Below are 21,453 nucleotides of genomic sequence, written 5' to 3' on the forward strand. Positions count from 1 at the left end.
TTATCGTTCATAACTTTTTAAGCTGCTACAAAGCAATTTATTGAAACAAGCGTTCCAAGTCTAAAAACATGGCCAAAGCCATGAGGGACAGGAGTAACAGAATGCCCGCTTGTTGAAATACAAGCTGGACTTTTTCGCTGACCGGACTGCCTTTTACGGCTTCAATAGCAAAAAACAGTAAGTGCCCCCCGTCCAGCACAGGAATAGGCAAGAGATTAAGTACCGCCAAACTGATACTTATTTTTGCCAGAAATGACAAAAACTCAACCAAACCTCTCTCGGCAGAAATACCGGCAAATTGGGCAATACTGATAGGTCCGCTCAGATTTTTGACCGATGCGTTGCCGATCAACATATGGCCCATCATTTTTAAAGTCACCTTTGAAAAAAAGACAGTTCTCGATACGGCGGTCTGCATTGCAGGCCAGGGTGATAATGAATGCGTGACCTGCAAAGAAGCAATCAGATCTTCTGGAATCAGTGCTGCAGCGCCAATTTTCCCAACCGCTGCGCCATTTTCTTCAACTTTCTCAGGCGTAATACTCAATTTGAGTTCAACACCTTCTCGTTCGAGAGTCAGCTCTATCGGCGTATCGGGGCGTTCTTTGACATAGTCGACCCATTGCATCCAGTTTTCGATTGACACCTCATTCGCTTTCAATAAGACATCACCGCTTTTCAAGCCTGCCTTCTCTGCAGGTTTACCCTCAAGCACCTTACCGAAAACGGCCTTAATGGGCGGCATCCAGGGTACCAGTCCCAGTTTTTTATAGAGCTGTTCAGGATTTTTTTGTAATTCCTCAGGTATTTGCAACACCTTAGTCTGACGCTCATCCTCTGTACTTTTTACTTCAATACTGAGCCCGTCAGTGGCCGGTTGCGCGGCTGATGAAAATATCATTTCCATCACTTCGCTCCAGGTCTTTACCGTCTCTCCGTTTACAGCAACTATCTCATCTTCCTCGACAAAACCGGCTTGCGCTGCGAGCGTTTCAGGCATTATTTGCCCGACAATCGGACGCAACCCGGTTTCGCCCATCATCAGCACAAACCAAAACAGCGCTATGGCAAGAATGAAATTAAACACCGGACCTGCTGCGACAATCGCGGAGCGGGCGAGAATGGATTGACGGTTAAAAGCAAAGGGTAAGTCTGCAGATGCAACCTCTCCCTCTCTTTCGTCTACCATTTTGACATAACCACCCAGAGGGATGGCCGAAATGACGTATTCTGTTGAATCGGGCGTCTGTTTGTAAGACCACAAGACCTTACCGAACCCGACTGAAAACCTGAGTACTTTAACGCCGGCTTTACGCGCTACCCAGAAATGGCCGAATTCATGAAAGGAGACAAGAATTCCGATGGCAAGGATAAAATAGAATAAAGTATGCATCAACGCGTTCAGTTAGCCAGCGACAAAAGATTTTGCCTGGCTACATCCCGAGCCTGACTGTCTACAGACAGCACTTTTTCCAGAGTATCCGCTTCACTTACCTCAAATGCCTGCATTGTTTTCTCAATGACGACAGGAATATCGGTAAACCGGATCTGTTCATTCAAAAATGCATCTACCGCAATTTCATTGGCAGCATTCAGTACGGCAGGCATGACCCCTCCGGCATTGATGGCTTCAATAGCCAATCTCAGGCACGGAAAGCGATCAAGATCCGGCGCTTCAAAATCCATATGTTTGACATCGAAGATATTAAGAGGCGCCGCGCCTGAATCGAATCGCTCCGGCCAAGCCATGGCATGGGCAATAGGAATCCGCATATCGGGATTACCCATTTGTGCCAGGACAGTTCCATCGACATAATCGACCATGGAGTGAATGACGCTTTGGGGATGAATCACAACTTGTATTTGTTCGGGCTTCATGTTGAACAACAGGCAGGCTTCGATTAACTCTAGCCCTTTATTCATCATGGTCGCCGAATCCACCGATATTTTCCGGCCCATATCCCAGTTTGGATGGGCAACCGCCTGTTCAGGAGTAACGTCTTTGAGCTTGTCCAGAGGCATCGTTCTAAAGGGGCCGCCTGAAGCCGTCAATAGAATACGGCGGACACTTTTAGCGGATTGGCCCGAAACATAATGGGCCGGCATACACTGAAAAATTGCATTATGTTCGCTGTCAATGGGTAACAAGTGCGCGCCGCAATCTCTTACCGCATGCATGAACAGGTCACCGGACATCACCAGTGCTTCCTTATTGGCCAGTAAAACCGTTTTTCCCGCTTTTGCGGCCGCCAGACTGGGTAAAAGACCTGCCGCCCCGACAATGGCCGCCATGACAGAATCAACCTGATCCAGTGTAGCAACGGTTTCCAATGCATCGGCGCCTGACAGAACCTTGATGCCATCAATAGGTGAAGCAGCAATACGTTCTGCAAACAATTTGGCATTGTTTTCGTCGACGACCACAACATACTCGGGCGTGTGCACCAGACATTGTTCGTACAACGTATCGATATTGTTGTTTGCAGTGAGTGCGATGACTTTGTACAAATCCTTATGTCTTGCCGCAACATCCAATGTGCTGACACCGATTGAACCGGTCGCACCGAGAACACAAATGCCTTTCATCAGATTTGACCTCCCATCAGATAAATCCCGGCATAGAAAAAGGGTGCCGCAGCAATAATGCTGTCGATTCTATCCAGAATGCCACCATGTCCAGGCAATAATGAACCACTGTCTTTAAATCCGCCCTGGCGTTTTACGACACTGATAAACAGGTCGCCATAGATAGAGATGAGTACCGTCAAAACTGACAGCAATACGAAATCAGATAGCACAATCAGGTGGAATTCAAAAATTAAACTCACCACTACAGCGCTGACAACAGCACTGGCTAATGCGCCGTAAAAGCCCGCCAATGTTTTACCCGGACTGATGACAGGGGCCAATTTTTTATCGCCGTATTTTTTACCGGTAAAATAAGCTGCGATATCAGCCAGCCAAATCAGAACCAAAAAGTACATGGCCATATCTGCGCCGTAGAAAGCTTTCAAACGATAAAAGAACATCCAGGCAGACAGCAGAATAAACCAGCCGATCAACCCCTTATAGGACAGTTTTACTTTTAGATTTAAAAAGGCCTCCGGCGTATTTCTGATAAGCACCATGACCAACAGCCAAAACAATACCGGAAGAACGACTAACCACTCAATAATGCCGGATTGAGTTCTTATTTCCGGGAAATTGGTTAATTGGGCCGCAAACTCCAGAATGTAGGTCCAGAAATAAATGCCTAGCATCGGTAAAATCAAGCCGACTTGAAACAGTATCCGCCCTGTCCAGCAATTAATGCCTACCAGGGCAGTCCATTCCCAACCCGCCAGCAGAACGATCAGCCCAACCAATAAAACAAAGTAAGGCACCGGCATTAAGTAAACAGCAAGAACAACTAAGGGTATGAGTATAAGAGCTGTCAGGATGCGTTGTTTTAACATTTTTATATTAATTGTTGTTATAAGGTAATTGCTTTATTAAGCACTTGTTCACCGGTATGACCAAACCGGCGTTGACGCGTTTTAAAACTATTAATGGCCTCTTCCAAGGCTTTCTGATTAAAGTCGGGCCAAAGCGTAGGCGTAAAATAAAGTTCGGTGTAAGCCAGTTGCCACAAAAGGAAATTACTGACGCGCTGCTCCCCACCGGTTCTGATAAACAAATCGGGTTCCGGAAGATCGGCTGTGGATAAATGCTGACTGATGCACTGTTCGTCCACATTCTGTATTAACAATTCACCGCCACTGACTTTGCCGGCTATTTTCTGAAAAGCCTGTGACAAATCCCATCGGCCACCGTAATTAGCCGCGACGACCAGGGTCAAACCCGTATTATTTTGAGTTTGAGTTTCACCTTCCGTGATTTTTGTCCGTAATTGCTCTGAAAATGCCACTCTGTCGCCAATAAAACGAACACGCACATTATTTTTATCGAGCTTATTAATTTCTTTTTGTAATGTCGAAATAAACAAACTCATCAGCATCGACACCTCTTCAACCGGCCGGCGCCAATTTTCACTGCTGAATGCAAACAGGGTTAACACCTCGATGTTGTGCCGGGCACAATAATCGACGATGGCCCTGACGGCTTTGACGCCGGCTTTATGCCCCATGGCACGGGGCATCATTCGTTTTTGCGCCCAGCGGCCGTTACCGTCCATAATGATGGCGATATGGCGAGGATTTGACTCTGACGGTAGGGATGTCGATGCATCAGCAGACATATATTTATCCTCTTAGATGGACAATAAATCCGCTTCTTTAACTTCCAGATGTTTCTCAATATCTTTGATGTATTGATCAGTCAATTTTTGGATTTTCTCTTCTGCCGCTCTGGCGTCGTCTTCTGAAATCTTTTTATCTTTTAACGCTTCTTTGATTAAAGAATTTGCATCACGGCGAATATTGCGGATGGCAACGCGTCCATTTTCAGCTTCATGCCTGACCACTTTCACCAAATCGCGGCGGCGTTCTTCCGTCAAAGCCGGTAAAGGCAAACGAATGACCGAACCATTCGTTGAAGGATTCAAGCCCAGATCCGAAGTCATAATGGCTTTTTCTATCGCTTGCACCATGTTTCGTTCCCAGGGAGTCACAGCCAATGTCCGCGCATCTTCTATAGCTATGTTGGCAACCTGAGACAATGGCGTGGGCACGCCATAATAAGAAACACTGATCTGATCCAATAAACTGGGATGAGCTCGTCCCGTTCTTATTTTTGCGAAATCATGGAGCAATGCTTCCACGCTCTTACCCATCCTTTTCGCTGCATCCTGTTGAATATCACTTATCATTCTAAAATCCTCTTTCAACGTTCAATTAGAGAACCGATGTCTTCGCCCTGCATCAGTCTCATCACGGCACCTTGTTCAAATATATTCATAACCCGCATAGGCAGATTATTGTCACGGCATAAAACCAAGGCTGTCGTATCCATTACATTCAACCGCTGATCCAGTGCTTCATCGTATGTCAGTCTTGCATAGAATTGAGCATCTTTGACTTTTTCGGGATCTGCGGAATAAACACCTTTAACTTTGGTCGCCTTAATCATCAGTTGCGCATTGATTTCAATGGCCCTGAGACTGGCTGCCGAGTCCGTCGTAAAAAATGGATTACCGGTTCCGGCAGCAAAAATAACCACGCGACCTTTTTCCAAATGCCTGACTGCTCTGCGGCGAATATAGTCCTCGCAAACCTGGTTGATCTTTAGTGCCGACATCACGCGCACTTGTAAACCTAAAAACTCCAGCGCATCCTGCATAGCCAAAGCATTGATTACCGTGGCCAGCATTCCCATCTGATCACCGGTAACTCGATCCAGCCCTTCAGATGCTTTTTGGGCGCCTCGTAAAATATTTCCGCCGCCAATAACCAAACCGACTTCTATACCTGCTTCACATAACTCCTTTATTTCGGTGGCCAATCGTTTGACAATTTCTGCATCGATGCTGCCGCCCTTCTCGCTCATCAATGCTTCACCGCTTAATTTTAATAAAATTCTTTGGCAGATAAGTTTTGTCATAGTCACATAGGGTGATTAGTCATTTAAGTAAATCCCCGCGCTCACGCGGGGATTGAATTGAATTAAGCGCCTCTAACTTGAGCCATTACTTCTTCAGCAAAATTCTCTTCTTTTTTCTCAATACCTTCGCCGACTTCAAAACGGGTAAAACGAACCACGCTATTGCCTTTTGATTTAAGCAACTGGCCTACCGTTGTTTTATCGTCTTTTACAAAAGGTTGGCCTAACAAAGTAATCTCGGCCAAAAATTTGCTAATACGGCCGCTGATCATTTTTTCAATAATCTCAGCAGGTTTGCCACTTTCAAGCGCTTGTGCCGAGAAAATGTCTTTTTCTTTATTGATTTCGTCCTGAGAAACCTGATCATCCGATACACAAACCGGTTTGCAGGCTGCAACATGCATGGCAATGTCTTTACCTAAGGCATCATCGGCTTTGGCCAATTCTACCAACACGCCGATTTTGCTTCCATGCAGGTAACATGAAGCGCCACCCTCTGCTAATTTGTATGTTTCAAAGCGTCTAATGGTAATATTTTCACCTAATTTGGCGATTAATTCACGACGCACTTCATCCACTGTTTTACCGGATTCCAGCTTCATATCCTGAAGTTGTTCAGGCGTTTCAACGTCTGAAGTCAACAAGGCAGTTGCGATGCTGTTGAGGAAACCGATGAAATCTTCACCCTTGGCAACAAAATCGGTTTCGCAGTTAAGATCGACGATCGCTGCGGTTTTGCCGTCATTTGCGATTTTGGCTCCGATCAGTCCTTCTGCCGCTATACGACCGGATTTTTTATCGGCTTTGGCCAAGCCGGCTTTACGCATGTTTTCGATTGCGAGTTCCAGATCTCCATTTGCCTCAACCAATGCTTTTTTGCATTCCATCATTCCTGAACCGGTTCTCTCCCGCAGTTCTTTAACCATGCCTGCACTAATACTCATTATGACTCTTCCTCAAATTTCTTAACTGTAAAAACGCCTCCCATAAGGAGGCGTTTAAGATGCTGTGTTAACGTAAAATCAGGAATTACACATCAAGACCATGAATTTTATAATTTCCACATCAGACTTGTTTTTCTGCCCAACTCCAGCGTTTAGCAAGCAGTTATATAGCCAGCTAAACGCCGTGTAGTGTTATGAAAAACTGACTGGATTGCGTAAGTTATTTCTTTTCAGGGTTCTTGAATTTTGTGTGCAATTCGCTTAAATCCAAACTTTATTCAGCTGAAGCGGACTCTGACTCTTCAACAAAATCATCTGCTTGTGCTGAAAGATCTAAAATAGCTGTTTTTGCTTCCAGAACTGCATCAGCGACACTTTGGCAATACAGTTTTACTGCACGAATAGAGTCGTCATTTCCGGGAATAACATAATCGATGTCATCGGGAGAATTGTTTGAATCGACAATACCGACGACTGGAATACCCAGTTTTTTGGCTTCACTGATGGCATTTTTTTCATAACCGACATCCATGATGAACAACACATCAGGAATGCCTTTCATGTCTTTGATTCCACCTAAGCTGCGATCCAGTTTTTCCATTTCGCGCTCCATACCCAAAGCTTCCTTTTTGCTGAATTTGTGGTAGAGCGAACCATCCGCTTTCATAGCTTCCAGCTCTTTCAGACGATTGATTGATTTTTTTATCGTTTTGAAGTTGGTGAGCATGCCCCCCAACCAGCGATGATTAACATAGGGCATACCACAGCGCTTTGCCTCTTCGGCGACGGCTTTACGCGCTGCTTTTTTTGTTCCTACAAACAGAATGGTACCTTTATTTGCAGACATTTGACCCAGGTAATTCATTGCGTCATTGAACAGAGGAAGCGTTTTTTCCAAATTGATGATATGGATCTTATTACGGGCCCCGAAAAGATAGTTGGACATCTTGGGATTCCAGTAACGAGTTTGGTGTCCAAAGTGAACACCCGCTTCTAACATTTGACGCATTGACACTGCTGCCATTGATTTTTCTCCTGATTGATTGATCGAAACCTGCGTTTCGAGTTGGGTTACGCCTCCACTTATCCCTCTTGGAAACCTGTTTTGTATTTATGACAAAACAAGCACCCTACCAAGCGTGACGATAAGTGTGAGTATTGGTTAAAAAATGAACTTGCCTTTATACCATAAATTATTTCGTGCAACAATTCGATTTCTGCTAAACTCGCCATTCTCCGGAGCGTTACAAACTATAAACCTCTCAGTTGACTCCATATAGAATGCCGGGTTGCTGAGCATATCCTTATAATTGTCTGTCATTTTCTGTCAATCCATTCATGTCCATCTCAATAAAAACTCCCAGTGAAATTGAAAAAATGCGCGTTGCGGGCAGACTGGCCGCCGAAGTTCTGGAAATGATCGAGCCTTATGTTGTTCCAGGTGTTACAACTAACGAACTGAATCAAATCTGTCATGACTACATCGTTGAACAGCAGATGGCCATCCCTGCCCCACTCAATTACAGGGGTTTCCCAAAATCAATTTGTACTTCCATCAATCACGTTGTTTGTCATGGCATACCCTCAGACAAAAAATTAAAAGAAGGTGACATTGTCAATGTTGACATTACTGTGATCAAAGACGATTACCATGGCGATACCAGCAAAATGTTCTGCGTAGGTAAAGTGAGCCAGCATGCGAAACGCTTGATTTCGATTACTCAGCAAGCGCTTTATTTAGGTACAGAACAAGTCAAGCCGGGCGCTACATTAGGTGATATTGGCCACGCCATTCAAAAATTTGCCGAATCGAATCACTATTCGGTCGTACGCGAATTTTGTGGTCATGGCATAGGCAAAAATTTTCATGAAGAACCCCAGGTGCTTCATTACGGAAAACAGGGTGAAGGCATGACGCTCGAGCCCGGTATGATTTTTACGATAGAACCCATGCTGAATCAGGGTAAGCGTAACGTCAAAGTCCTGTCAGACGGCTGGACAGCCGTCACAAAAGACCGCAGCCTTTCGGCGCAATGGGAGCATACCATTCTGGTAACAGATCAAGGACATGAGGTGCTGACTCTTCGCAAGGAGGAACTGTGACCTGCCCTGACATATCACCTGAGCTATTCAACCAACCGGACTGTATTGCTCGATTCAAACAAATTATAAAAAACAAGAACGCCACACTTAAACAGGACTTCGTTCCCCAAAGCCCTGTTGCGCACTTGCTGATTGAAAAAGCCGATTTTGTCGATCATTTGCTCGTCTGCAGTTGGCTGCATTATCTGACGGCTGCGGCAAAAGATCTGAGCTTAATAGCTGTTGGTGGCTATGGCCGCAAGGAATTATTTCCCTACTCCGATATCGATATCGTCATTCTCCTTCCTCCTGACTCGGCGCCGGACATTCAGGACAGACTGACCATTTTTTGTAATTTTCTCTGGGATATCGGCCTTAAACCTGGCCTGAGTGTTCGAACGGTAGAAGAATGCATACAGGCAGCGAAAGACGATCAGACAGTCATGACGAGCCTGTTGGAAACCCGACTGATTTCCGGCAGCCAAAAGCTTTACGAAAAAGTGCTGGAACCCATTAAAAAGAAAGAAATTTGGCCTTCGGCAGAATTCTTTCCCGCCAAATTGCTTGAACAAGAGCAGCGCTACTTTAAATTCCACGATACCGCTTACAACCTTGAACCCAACATTAAAGAAGGTCCGGGCGGATTGCGCGACATGCAAATTATTGCCTGGGTATTCAAGAGGCATTACAACTCAACCACGCTTAAAGAGCTGATCAAATACGACTTTTTACCCGAATCGGAATACGATGAACTGATCAGTTTACGCAGCACACTCTGGAGCATTCGCTACGCGCTGCAGTTACTGACCGGGCGCGATGAAAACCGCTTGTTGTTTGACTTTCAGCATGACCTGTCGATACAGTTCGGCTTTATTGATGCCAACATCAATCATGGCGTGGAACAGTTCATGCAATACTACTACAAGACGGTTGTCGGTCTGGAACGTCTCAATGAAATGTTGCTGCAATTGTTTAACGAGCGTTTCCTCTGCACAGAAACTACTTACCAGTACATCAACACCCGCGACTCAAAACTGATTGTGATTAACGGTTACCTGGAGGCGGAAAACGAGCAGCTATTCGAGAAAAATCCGCTCGCATTGCTTGAGATTTTCCTTATCTTGCAGCAGAACATTTCCTTAAAAGGAATCAGGGCCAAAACAATCAGGCTTATTCGCAAAAGCCTGCATTTAATAGATGACACGTTCCGGAAAGATAAAAACGCCAATCACTTGTTCATAGAAATATTGCGCCAGCCTCAGGGCATCACCCATGAGCTTCGTCGCATGAACCGTTACGGCGTGCTTGCTGCCTACCTGCCCAGTTTCGCCCATATCGTCGCACGCATGCAGTATGACTTGTTTCATGTCTATACCGTTGATGAACACACCTTGTTTGTGATCAGAAATTTACGCCGATTTTCTCTGGATAAACATATCAACGAACTGCCTTTCTGTAATGATGTTTATCTGATGATCGGCAAGCCGGAATTGCTATACATAGCGGCTTTATTTCACGACATAGCCAAAGGCATGGGCGGCGACCATTCGACCATAGGCGAAGACATTGCAAGAGAATTCTGCATTCAGCATGATCTGTCAAAACACGATATAAAGCTGGTGACCTGGCTGGTCAGAAATCATCTGATCATGTCCATGACGGCCCAACGCAAAGACATCAGCGACCCTGAAATCATCCATGAGTTCGCTCAGTGTGTAGGCAGTATTGAATATTTGAATTATTTATATCTACTGACTGTTGCGGATATCCGGGCTACCAATCCTGAGCTTTGGAATTCATGGAAAGACGCCTTGCTGAAAGAACTCTATAACGCAACCTACAGCGCTTTGCACAGAGGACTGAAAGTTCCGATCAATATCCATGACCGACTTGAAGAAACAAAAAACGAGGCCTTGGAAGAATTGATCAAGCTGGGCTTAACCCGAGAACATGTTTTAGCATCATGGAAACATGCGAGTGATGACTATTTTTTGCGGTATTCGGTTGATGAGATTACCTGGCACACGATAGCCATATCATCCTGCGATGAAAAAGACTTGCCATTAGTCCTGCTGCGTCCTCAAACACAACGAGGCAGCGCCGAAGTATTCGTTTATACCCACAATGAAAACCACATTTTCTCAATCAGCACGGAAACGCTGGATCAGTTGGGCTTGACTATTTTAGATGCGCGGATTGTCACGACTCATGATCAGTATGTACTTAACAGCTTTCAGATCCTGGAGCAAACCGGCGAGCCTATTATCGACCTATACCGAGAAATTCATATTTGCTCTTCATTGCGCAAGAATCTGAAAGAGCACACGATCAACAAACAAAAAAACATACGCCGTCAATCCAGACAAGCCAGACATTTCCCAATACCGACTACAGTATTTTTTCATGAGGACCCGCTGCACAAATGCACCATCCTTGAATTGATTACGACCGATCACGCCGGACTCCTGTCAACTATCGGCCAGATTTTCAATCGCAATGACATACGGTTACACGACGCAAAAATTACGACTATCGGTAGTCGTGCTGAAGATATGTTTTATATCACTGACGACCAAACCAAACCAATCAGAAATATGAAGCAGCTGGCCAAGCTGGAAAATGACATTATCAATAGCTTGCGCTCGATTAATTAATTAAAACACGATCTAATAGAGCCCGCTCTGCTGCCCGTCAATAGACGCAGAGGGCGTGCCTATTTTTACGCAGTATCGCTGAGAACCTGCCTTACGACTGATTTGACTGAAGGAATGGAATCTACCTCCACATTTTTGACTAAGCGGGAATCCAGAAAACTGAGTAACTTATCGTAACCGACCGCCTCGATATTAAAATAACGGACACCGATTTCACATTCATCGCGCGCGATTCTTCGCGAATAAATAACATGACAACACGCACTGATCCCTTCAGAACCATTATTTTCGGCTGATGCCGGCAAAATCAGCCGGACATCCAACTCCATAGGCCTTTTATTATGAATAAAGCATCCGCCCGGAGTAATCAGATTGCGTTGATTCGTACTGCATTTAAATGCGAAACCATCATTGCTCATTTCAAAAGCAACTACTTTAAAGCGAATACCTTCCACATTGGTAATAAAGACTGGCAAATGGATTGAAACTTGGGGGTATATTTTTTTTTCCATAGTAATCTCTAAATCATAACCTTGCTGGTATAACCACTTTAGACTAAAAAAATAATTTTACCAGCAGAAATATGGGTTTAAAGAATAAATATGAAGCTATAGGTTAACAGCAGCGCACACTAAACCCTGCAACGTACCTGCTCACCCGCTCCCATTTTATTCGGTGTCCGTGCTTGATTTCAAAGGACGCATGAAACCGTCCCTGTAGATATCTGCAACATCCCTGTTTCAGAAATCTTTTCAATCAAACACCCACACCATCAATACCATCCGGGCGAGTAGTTACCCAGCAGCAACCTTCCAACAAAGTCAATTGAGGTAATTTATAAACTCTAATGGGGTTTATTCCCAATACAGACCGAAAATTCAGCCTTCAAACCAGTTCTATAGCCTGCTATTTTAGACAATTACAATTTGCCTCCTTGACTTTGCTGGTACACTACGAAAAAATTGCCGGTTGAAATTAAGTTAATGTAAGCATATAACGATAATCTATTAAACTTTCACTTTGGCTTACTGTCGTAAGTACGTCGCCGAAAGAGCATACACCCGAGGTTAATCTATGAGTAAACGTTATTTATCCAGTCTCTGCGGAGGCTTGGCGCTCGTTATTCCATTAGGAGTAAACGCCGCAACTGACCTGCCAGTTTCAAAAAAAGTTGAAATGGGGCCCCAGGAAGAGGTTTGCTCAAATTTTATATCTCCTGAATGGCGCAAAGAACAAACAGTCGACGGCATTAAAATCCAGGCTTCCAACGTCTGCACCCCGGACAATCCTGCCGATATTGCCGCTTTTGTCAAAGGCACCAACAATATTTCCATGGATACACTCATGGAAACGCAATTAGCTGCCGACGCAATAACCAAATCAAACGACGAAGATGGCGATGGCGATCCTGATCACATCATCATAAAACTGGAAATTGTCGAACTAAACGGTCATTCTCCGGACATGACCGATCCCACAACAACTTTTGATATAGCTCCCGGCGTCCAACCTACTTTTTGGGTATTTGCCCCAAAAACCAGAGACATGTCAACGCTGAGTCTTTATGAACCGCAAGCAAATCCGTTATTAAGAGTCCCTTCTCCAACCATTCGGGTTGAACAGGGCGACACAGTCTGGATAGTTGTTGAAAACACCCATTATCTGCCGCACTCGCTTCATCTTCACGGCATTGACCACCCTTTTATGGATCACGGCGGCGGCGGTAATGACGGCGTCGGCCAAACCAGCGAAATGGATATCATGCCTGGCGAAAGCAAGACCTATGTCATTAAACCCCGTCAACCGGGCACTATGTACTATCACTGCCATGTTCAACCTCACGTCCATATCCCCATGGGTTTACAAGGTATTTTTGTCGTTGAAGAAAACCGACCCAACAACTGGGTTCAAACTTTCAACGTAGGAGCCGGACAGGTCCGCAGCCCCTCCGTGGCAGTACTTGAAAAATATCAACGGGAATATGATTTACATTACGAAACAGCCGACAAGGAGTTGCATTCCGACATAGCCAGATCAGCCAATGATCCGCGCATCATAGCTAAACGTTTAAACATGGAATATGACATTACGGACGCAACTGATGATTACTTTATGCTTAATGGCCGCTCATTTCCCTACACGCTGAGAGAGTCTCTAATCGAGATGGGCGTGGGTGAAAAAGTAAAATTAAGAATCATGAATGGCGGAACTGAAACGCTGGCAATGCATATCCACGGCCACAAGCCGACAGCGACACATTATGATGGGGTAGACAATGGCCCGGGTTCTTATATAACCAGAGACGTTCATGGCATCACACCAGCTCAAAGACTTGATCTGGAACTGGATGGTACGGATGACGGACTGCACAGCTTCGGTGAAGGCATTTGGATGTTTCATGACCATGTAGAAAAGGCGTTTACAACAGATGGCGTTGGTGAAGGTGGCGATATCAGTCTGGTTGTCTACAAAGGCTACCTTGATGAAAAAGGCATACCCAAAGCTCACGGCATGAGCCTGGCGCCTTATTTCACCAAAGAGTTCTGGAAAAGAACATACCCCATGTGGCAAGACTACGATTCATGGAAAAGCCTAGGCTTACCTGATTTGAATGCAGACTATAAACCGGGAAAAGTGGCGGTCATGACTGAAGTAGTTGGACCGGGTGGACAACAAATTGCCTCACAAACTGGAAATGAGCCTTCATTTATAGGCCGTTTAGTTTCCGGATTTGTTCTAGGCATCCTGGCTTATTTGCTGTTTGTCTACAGAGAGTTAATTTTCAAATTTGTAGGCGGACTGATAAACAGAACACAATCGTAACTACATCTTTCTATTTAGATCTAGCACAGGAATGTGCTAGATCTTTCAGAAATCATCAACCTTGAGCTTATTGACTAAATAATCGGCTTTCCTCTGGCCAGTTTAGGAAGATCCCCTTCCAACCCCATTGCATGGCGCATGACTTTGTTTTTTGCCGGTTTAATGCGCCCAGCCAAACCCAAGCCAAAATTTCTAATAATTTTTAATGGCAGTATTTTATTACTGAAAATCTGATAAAAAGCATCCATCACCGTCATCATGCGCAGATTTTCCAGCTTACGCGTTTTTTCGTAACGCTTCAGAACCTGGATATCGCCGACAAACTCTCCATTTCTATAGGCATCCAGTACCACTTCGCCTAAAGCTGCCGCATCCAACAAGCCGATATTGACGCCTTGCCCTGCCAAAGGGTTGATCATATGCGCTGCATCACCCACCAACGCGACCCCTTGTTTGACATAATCTTGCGCATGCTGCCTTTTTAACGGAAAGCTGGCCGTACCGATAATAGCTTTCAAGTCACCTAAACATTCCGGAAAAGCCTCTTTCAATTCGATCATCAACTGCGCTTGAGGAAGCGATTTCAATCGCTGAATTTCATCCACCGAGTTGTACCATACCAATGAAGCAAAAGGACCATTCAACGGAAGAAAGGCCTGAGGACCGGACGGCAGAAAACGCTGCCAGGTAATGTCTTGTTGTGGATAATCCGTCTCCACATAAATGACCATCGCATGCTGCTTGTAGTCCCAGCTGGTGACACCCAAACCGACCTTTTGCCGAATTCTGGACTGACCACCATCCGCAGCCACAACAAGTTTTGCGGTTAATTCACGGCCATCGTCAAGCATGATGGTTGAACATTCCACTGAAGCTAAAGGATTGTATTCAATGTTTTTTATGGATGTCGGGCAGATGAGCGTCACATTGGAAAAGTCCTTTAACCGCTCCAGTAAAGCCAGTTGGGTAATTCTATTTTCAACGATAAAACCCAGTTCAGAATAACCAATGTCATCGCTACAAAACTCGGTATCACCCGCAGTCTCCCAAACCCTCATGCGCCGGAATGGGCAATACCGCCTTGAAATGACTCCCTGCCATGCGCCTAATGTCTCCAGAATGCGTTTAGACGCAATACTGAGCGCGGAAACCCTGAGATCGTGAGGCTGATCCTGAGCAAATAACTGAGGCTCCATTTGCTCAATTACCGCAACCGAAAGCGAACTACCGCCCAAGGCACAAGCGACTGCGGCACCCACCATCCCGCCGCCCACAACAATTACATCAAAATTTAATTTCGTCGTCATTTCGTAAAAGAATCCAATTGAAGGTCAAATGTCATTTTACCAGCAATTCCCAGTTTGAACTTTTATGTGGCTTTGTGGGGAGGTGTAAGCCTTGCGAGGAACGCCGTAGACCCATCCATGGGGCTTGACGGCAACATCCCTGCTGCCGACATCCCCGCAAAGCTTACACCGCCCCTTCTTTATCATTAAACTGGGAATTGATGACATTTTACAGCTTAACGGAAAGTGAGTAGATGATTTATACCTACTCCTTCTGAAAACTAGAAGTTTTTTCGATCCAACAGGAGTAATAGTACTTTCAAGGGCTTTTGACGGCACATTGATTAGAAACGGATATTTGAATCTCCGGATGATTATCGGACCATTTTGCCTTGCTGGCGATGAGATTTTCTTCTAATTCAGGTGCGATGTTAATTTGGGCAAATATCCGTTTTTTAGGTTTGTAGCGGGGCTTAATCAGCGCCTCAACTCCTTTTGTTTTCAAGGTTTGTTGATGCGATAAAGCTCTGATTTCACTACTGAAAAAACCCAAAGAAATCTCTCCCTGATTTGCCCCGGATCGATGTATCAAAAGATCACTGACCCCTTTAAGTTTAAACTCATCAAAATTCATCAGAGACTGCTCATAAGTTTCTGCAGCAGGAAAATAAACCAGATAACCATCCGCCTCATCAACATTACGGGGGACTTGTTTTATCTGTTTAGCGTCAATGCCTGTCAACTTTCTCCAGGCTTGAAAAGAAGCCTGATTACTGAAAGGCCCGGCTTCATAACACATATTGGCCTGTTGATAGGCTGAAGCTTCGACCGCTATGTTTTTCTTGGTTTCTGTTACAGCGACTGGGGACGATTGAACTGGCTGAGATCCAGGTACTTGTGGCTGACTACTGGACGCCTTACTTTCTTTAGTCGGCGCTGTGGCCAATTCTTTAATGTCTTTAACCGGTGTTACCAATTTCTGTTCGGAAGATTCAGGTTTTATAGCACTGGATTGGCTGGCATCGAGCTTTACCCTCTTTTCTTTTTCGGCCAGTGCTAATTGGCTTGATGCCTTATCGGCTGTCTTCTCAACAATTATATTTTTATCAGGGGCAACAACCTCTTTAGACAGAAAGGTGAAATCTTTTTGCTGATCAATTTGCATCCATTGCTCTGTCAACTTGACATCAACAGTACCCTTTTGAGGTTTAATCTCACTGACCAGCAATATAGGCTCAAGACCTAATAGCATTTGAGCCTCGGGCTGTGCTTGCCCGGCATAGTGCTGCGGCTGCTGAAACTGCCATGCAAATAAAACAATATTGGCCAATAAAAAAATAAAGGTTAGGATTTTCATCATCATGTTTTCAAAAAAATCCCCAGTCCTCTGAGAACCAAATCAGACACCAAGCTGCTTTGATAACCAAGATAAGCGGCCAGTTTTGCCGCATCGCCTCCGGTCAATAGGATGTGTGGCCGTGTTGCTTGTCTGGAAACAATCTGTTCGATCAAGCCGGCCGCCGCTAAAAATGTACCACTATAAATTCCAGGCAAAGTCGCATCAGATAAACCGACAGGGTAATCCTGGTCATCATAAGGCAATGCCGAGGTGCCTACACAAAGAGACTCTCGCATCATCGTCAAACCGGGACAAATAACTCCGCCAAGATGTACCCCTTGCTCATTCATTAAATCAATTGTTAACGCCGTACCGCAATCAACAACGCATACGGCTTGCCGAGTCATTTGCCTGGCGGCTATTAACCCAAGCCATCGGTCGACACCCAGCTGAGCCGGATTTTTATAGCCATTGCTGACACCCGGACCGTTTGCTGTTGATTCAGCTTCGTAAATGGTAATTGAAGGCCAAAGGCTTTTGGCAATGTGTTTCACCGATTGATTAATCTGCTCTGCACTGACACATGACACGGCCAATTGATTCGGCGCATTTTCAATCGATGACCATTCGGATGCCAGCGATTTTTCGAACTCAGCCTGACTATGTACCAAAGATTTAGGCGGCATCACCTCGCTATCTTTCATGATGGCCCATTTAATCCGGGTATTGCCTATATCAACCAGGATATCCATAGCTCTTGCTGTTAAAACTGATTTCGCCTGAAGCAAAGGATTTAATTTTCCCGTCCTCACCCCGTAATCTAAACAAGCCGTTATCATCGATACCTTCTGCCGTCCCTGTTAACGTTTCATTACCGATAAATACCGTTACATTTTGATCCTTCAGGCAATCATAGCTTCGCCATTCATCAAGGTAAACCTGAATTCCGTTAACACTGAACTGATTTAAAACCGGCAACAGATGATCAAGCAATAATGCGGTGAGATGGTTTCTGGAAACGGGTGATTGACTGACTTTTTCAAGGTCGGTCCATACCTGGTCAATTTTTTGAGCCTGCTTTTCAGGCATATAGAGATTCAGACCGATTCCCGTCACGACACTGATGGGTCCGTTTGATTCGCCGGATACTTCAACCAGAATTCCTCCCAACTTATGACCCTGCCAATAGATATCGTTGGGCCATTTTAAGCCTATGCCATCAATATTCGCCGCCTTCAATGCACGGACTATTGCCACACCGGCAGCCAAGCTCAATCCTGAAATAGCGGAAGGTCCTTCCTGAAAACGCCAGAGTACCGATAGATAGATATTACAACCAAAGGGAGATACCCAGTTGCGCCCTCGCCTGCCACGACCTGCACTCTGATGCTCGGCAAGACAAATTGAACCTGACGGGCTGTCCAATTTGGCTTGCTCAATGAGATAGGTATTGGTCGAAGCCAGCTGGTCATGAACAGTTAAGGTCGAGACCAGGGAATTTACCTGACCTGAAAGTTTAGCCCGAATAGTCGAGGCATCCAATAACTCAATTGGCCTGGTTAATCGATACCCTTTACCTTTAACTGAGATTAATTCAAGACCAACGTCACTCAAACTGCTTAAGTGCTTCCAAATTGCAGTCCGGCTGACACCTAATTCAACCGACAAATTCGAACCCGAGTGAAATTCACCATCGGCAAGAAGATGTAATATCATTTTTTGCATTGCAGACAATAACACTATGATCTACTTTCAAATCCGAAGAAGAATCTCAAACTTTTGGCACTTCTTTACTTTCTCTAATCTGTTGCATTTGCCGTTTGACGATATGCTTGATCAACAACTCTCTATCCTGATCTTTCATATTGATATAATCGACCCCGGCCACATAAGGAAACCCGGACGCGGAATCAGTTTTTGGCTTGCAATAAACGACTTTGGCGTAAGTCACAATAACCGCCATGCAGGAAACCAGGAGCATTTTAATTTCGAGATAATCATCAACATTTAATTTTTCAGTGCAGTCAAAAGCAAGTCCTGATGCGCTCAGGTTAACATTAATGGTATCTTTTTCTTTAAAATCAGCCCCCTGCATCACCAACGCCTGTGCAATCAATTCGACTTTACTGTCAATGATTTTCAGATAATCAGCCACTTCGGGAGAAGTCCTTTCCAAACGAGACATCATGAATCTGGATTCTTGAGACATTATTTCCAAAGCTGCGGACAAAGAGCAATTTCCCAGTACGTTATCGCTAATATGACTGGTTCGATTAACCATTTTTTCATCAATCGGTTTGTAATATAGATTCACTTCATCGTCAATGCGAAAAAAACGTCTTCTCTCTTCTTCATGAGTCATGGTCAGTATCCTAGGTTTATAAATTGCATGGCTTAATCTCTTTTATTATTCCGCTTGAGGGAATAGCTCCCTTGATAAAGAAGGATCATCCTGCATGACGACAATTTCAACCCTTCTGTTCTTGGCTCGGTCTTCCTGTGTTTTGTTTGGTACCAATGGCTTCGTATCAGCATAACCTTCAATCACAAAGCGCGTAGGATCAGTTCCTGTCTGTTGAAACAGGAAATGTGAAACAGTCACTGCCCGGGAAGCCGAGAGCTCCCAGTTGGATCGATAAGCTTGCGTGGAAATTGGAATATCATCTGAGTGCCCGGCCACATGCACTTTTCCAGGCGAATCATTAACGGCTGCAGATATTTTTTTCATGACCGGCTCAAATCCCGCTTTTAATACCGCCGTGCCTGAAGGAAAAGACCCTCTCTCTTCGATACGAATAATAATATTCAGATTGATCGCTTCAACTGAAACCAATCCTTGTTTTATTTCATCTTTCAATGATTCTTTGATTTTTTCGGCTTGCTCTTTGACTTCATCCAGTTTTTTCTCTAACAATTGTTTTTCTGCGTCTTCAAGTTTACTCTCTTCGATAGTCTCAGCTAATGTAGACGAACGCTGTTGCGTCGTTTGCTTCACATCTTCCAATGCCGTTGGCTCAGTTGGGGCCGGAGAAAAATGCTGCGCAATAATGCTGGTTCCCATAGGGATATCGTAAGCAGGTACATCTTTTTGCACCCCGAAGGCATCCTGCATTTCATCGGACATTTTTTTAAACTTCTTGGCATCCATCGTCGCCATCGATAACAGCAGAATAAAAAAACACATCAATAACGACATTAAATCGGCAAAAGTAGCTAACCATAAAGGCGCACCTACCGGAGGACATTTAGGACATTCATCAGCCATATATCACCTTGTTAATCTTCAGCTTTACGCTTTTTATCAGAAATATAGGAATTCAGTAACGCTTCCAGTACTTTGGGATTCATACCTTCCTGTATGCCGGAGATCGTTTCCAGAATCAACTCCCTGTTGGTTTTTTCATAAAGTAAAACTTTTGCCAATTTATCGACCATGGGTAATGCAAAGCAGTTTGCCACCATCGCGCCATAAAGCGTTGTCAGTAAGGCCACCGCCATAGCAGGACCAATAGCGGCAGGATCCGACATATTCGCAAGCATTTGCACCAATCCCACCAAGGTTCCGATCATGCCCATTGCCGGAGCTAAATCGCCAACACCTTTCCACATATCCTGGCCGACTTCATTTCTTGCAACCATTTGACTGATTTCCTGCTCCAGCATTCGCTTGACAAAAGCCGGGTCATGTCCATCGACACAAAGACTGATACCTTTTTTTAGAAACACATTGGTAATGGTTTCCCCTTCCAAAGCCAATAAACCGTTTTTTCTGGCAATGTCGGATAAACGAACCCCTTCTTCTATCAAGGCATTGGGGTCGTCCCGTTTATTTAAAAATGCTTTTGCCAACACGCCGAACGAACGTAAAAAATCCGATAACGGAATTCGCATCAAGGAAACACCAAATGTCCCTCCAAATACTATCAGTAAGGAAGGAACATCGACAAACATCATGACGTCCCCACCCACCAAAATGGCTGCCATTATGATCCCAATGCCAATAATAAAACCTAATAAGGACGCTATATCCATTCTTAACCCCTCATATTTGATGGACAGTAAACTTGATAAAAAGAAACTTTAAAGGCAGAAAGTACTGAACTTACCTGTTGAAAAATCAGGGAAAGACATCTCATCTAATTCCGGACAGGTTGAACGCAGTAACCATTTAATCACCGCCTACCGTAATGATTGATACTCCCATGCCGAAATACTCTTCACTTCTAAGTGAGCCAGGAGTCGATGTTAAACCTGCAAAAACGTGGATTAGTATAGTTCAAATATGTGGAGCTTAATTTCTTTAGACGATTCACCATCCAAACCTGGACCTGACCATGGTTAGCTGAAAGCGGATGTATAGCCGAGGTTTATCGAATTGATATCACGATTAGTATAGGTACGTTTTCATTTCCTTTGTTTCAGACGCTCCTTATTCAATTTCAACCTGAATTCCATTCCCCCCAGGGTAAACGCATTAAAATAATTAATATATCAATATGTTTTATCTGGTTGCTTAGAACGCATCGTCAATTTGGCTCAACTCAAGGCGCCCCTCCCTGGGTCCCGTTAGGCCGCGCCGAGCACTGGCGATTTTGCCGAGAATTGCCCGCTAGGGGAGCGGCAGGGATGCCGCTCGTTTTCGGAGAGCTAGGGATAGCCCATCCGAAAACCCTCGGTGAAATCGTCAGCGCGCAGGATGCAGCGGCCTCCGGGTGTCTTTTCTTTTGGATACTTTTCTTTGGACAAGCAAAGACAAAATCGGCGGGAACGATTTTGAACAGCTTTAG

Annotated in this window: 19 protein-coding genes; 3 read left to right on the forward strand and 16 right to left on the reverse strand. The window is 44.7% G+C overall.

The window, feature by feature from the left end:
• Positions 1–37: 37 nt before the first annotated feature.
• From rseP to rpsB, 8 genes are all read right to left on the reverse strand, one after another.
• Positions 38–1,393: an RIP metalloprotease RseP gene (gene rseP, locus Q7V32_RS09640; protein WP_304896763.1), complete on the reverse strand. Its 1,356-nt coding sequence runs from the start codon at positions 1,391–1,393 to the stop codon at positions 38–40.
• A gap of 8 nt (positions 1,394–1,401) precedes the next feature.
• Positions 1,402–2,586 carry a 1-deoxy-D-xylulose-5-phosphate reductoisomerase gene (ispC, locus tag Q7V32_RS09645; RefSeq protein ID WP_304896764.1) on the reverse strand — a complete coding sequence of 395 codons (1,185 nt, stop codon included), beginning with the start codon at positions 2,584–2,586 and terminating at the stop codon, positions 1,402–1,404.
• Positions 2,586–3,455, reverse strand: coding sequence for a phosphatidate cytidylyltransferase (locus Q7V32_RS09650; RefSeq protein ID WP_304896765.1), 870 nt, complete (start codon positions 3,453–3,455; stop codon positions 2,586–2,588). Before Q7V32_RS09650 ends, ispC begins: the two co-directional genes overlap by 1 nt.
• 17 nt (positions 3,456–3,472) lie before the next feature.
• Positions 3,473–4,237, reverse strand: coding sequence for an isoprenyl transferase (locus Q7V32_RS09655; RefSeq protein ID WP_304896766.1), 765 nt, complete (start codon positions 4,235–4,237; stop codon positions 3,473–3,475).
• Positions 4,238–4,249: 12 nt separating this feature from the next.
• Positions 4,250–4,807: a ribosome recycling factor gene (gene frr, locus Q7V32_RS09660; RefSeq protein WP_304896767.1), complete on the reverse strand. Its 558-nt coding sequence runs from the start codon at positions 4,805–4,807 to the stop codon at positions 4,250–4,252.
• Positions 4,808–4,821: 14 nt separating this feature from the next.
• Positions 4,822–5,538 (reverse strand): UMP kinase, encoded by a 717-nt coding sequence (pyrH, locus tag Q7V32_RS09665; RefSeq protein WP_304896768.1) that lies wholly within the window; start codon positions 5,536–5,538, stop codon positions 4,822–4,824.
• Between the two features lie 62 nt (positions 5,539–5,600).
• A complete protein-coding gene (gene tsf / locus Q7V32_RS09670) occupies positions 5,601–6,482 on the reverse strand; it encodes a translation elongation factor Ts (protein WP_304896769.1) in 882 nt (293 codons plus the stop codon).
• A 274-nt stretch (positions 6,483–6,756) separates the two neighbouring features.
• Positions 6,757–7,506: a 30S ribosomal protein S2 gene (gene rpsB, locus Q7V32_RS09675; protein WP_304896770.1), complete on the reverse strand. Its 750-nt coding sequence runs from the start codon at positions 7,504–7,506 to the stop codon at positions 6,757–6,759.
• Between the two features lie 314 nt (positions 7,507–7,820).
• Here rpsB and map point away from each other — a divergent pair, with 314 nt between their 5' ends.
• Both map and glnD read left to right on the forward strand, forming a co-directional pair.
• Positions 7,821–8,585 (forward strand): type I methionyl aminopeptidase, encoded by a 765-nt coding sequence (gene map, locus Q7V32_RS09680; protein WP_304896771.1) that lies wholly within the window; start codon positions 7,821–7,823, stop codon positions 8,583–8,585.
• Complete coding sequence (gene glnD, locus Q7V32_RS09685; RefSeq protein WP_304896772.1) at positions 8,582–11,218, forward strand: [protein-PII] uridylyltransferase; 2,637 nt, start codon at positions 8,582–8,584, stop codon at positions 11,216–11,218. Before map ends, glnD begins: the two co-directional genes overlap by 4 nt.
• 65 nt (positions 11,219–11,283) lie before the next feature.
• On the opposite strand, the gene Q7V32_RS09690 is transcribed toward glnD, so the two are convergent.
• Entirely contained in the window at positions 11,284–11,730 is a 447-nt protein-coding gene (locus tag Q7V32_RS09690; protein ID WP_304896773.1) for a PilZ domain-containing protein, read from the reverse strand.
• 562 nt (positions 11,731–12,292) lie between these two features.
• Between Q7V32_RS09690 and Q7V32_RS09695 the strand changes: the two genes are divergently transcribed.
• A complete protein-coding gene (locus Q7V32_RS09695) occupies positions 12,293–14,041 on the forward strand; it encodes a multicopper oxidase domain-containing protein (RefSeq protein ID WP_304896774.1) in 1,749 nt (582 codons plus the stop codon).
• A gap of 74 nt (positions 14,042–14,115) precedes the next feature.
• On the opposite strand, the gene Q7V32_RS09700 is transcribed toward Q7V32_RS09695, so the two are convergent.
• From Q7V32_RS09700 to Q7V32_RS09730, 7 genes are all read right to left on the reverse strand, one after another.
• A complete protein-coding gene (locus Q7V32_RS09700) occupies positions 14,116–15,348 on the reverse strand; it encodes a UbiH/UbiF/VisC/COQ6 family ubiquinone biosynthesis hydroxylase (protein WP_304896775.1) in 1,233 nt (410 codons plus the stop codon).
• 298 nt (positions 15,349–15,646) lie between these two features.
• On the reverse strand, positions 15,647–16,687 hold the full coding sequence (locus Q7V32_RS09705; protein ID WP_304896776.1) for a hypothetical protein: 1,041 nt from the start codon (positions 16,685–16,687) through the stop codon (positions 15,647–15,649).
• Positions 16,687–17,418 (reverse strand): type III pantothenate kinase, encoded by a 732-nt coding sequence (locus Q7V32_RS09710; RefSeq protein WP_304896777.1) that lies wholly within the window; start codon positions 17,416–17,418, stop codon positions 16,687–16,689. Before Q7V32_RS09710 ends, Q7V32_RS09705 begins: the two co-directional genes overlap by 1 nt.
• On the reverse strand, positions 17,402–18,391 hold the full coding sequence (gene birA / locus Q7V32_RS09715; protein WP_304896778.1) for a bifunctional biotin--[acetyl-CoA-carboxylase] ligase/biotin operon repressor BirA: 990 nt from the start codon (positions 18,389–18,391) through the stop codon (positions 17,402–17,404). Before birA ends, Q7V32_RS09710 begins: the two co-directional genes overlap by 17 nt.
• Before the next feature lie 46 nt (positions 18,392–18,437).
• Positions 18,438–19,028: a PilZ domain-containing protein gene (locus Q7V32_RS09720; protein ID WP_304896779.1), complete on the reverse strand. Its 591-nt coding sequence runs from the start codon at positions 19,026–19,028 to the stop codon at positions 18,438–18,440.
• Positions 19,029–19,073: 45 nt separating this feature from the next.
• Positions 19,074–19,931, reverse strand: coding sequence for a MotB family protein (locus Q7V32_RS09725; RefSeq protein ID WP_304896780.1), 858 nt, complete (start codon positions 19,929–19,931; stop codon positions 19,074–19,076).
• A gap of 11 nt (positions 19,932–19,942) precedes the next feature.
• The gene (locus tag Q7V32_RS09730) at positions 19,943–20,698 is read right to left on the reverse strand and encodes a MotA/TolQ/ExbB proton channel family protein (RefSeq protein ID WP_304896781.1); all 756 of its coding nucleotides are present in this window, start codon (positions 20,696–20,698) and stop codon (positions 19,943–19,945) included.
• Positions 20,699–21,453: the final 755 nt, after the last annotated feature.

Origin of the sequence: Methylicorpusculum sp. (assembly GCF_030651835.1) — a bacterium.
Lineage (GTDB): Bacteria > Pseudomonadota > Gammaproteobacteria > Methylococcales > Methylomonadaceae > Methylicorpusculum.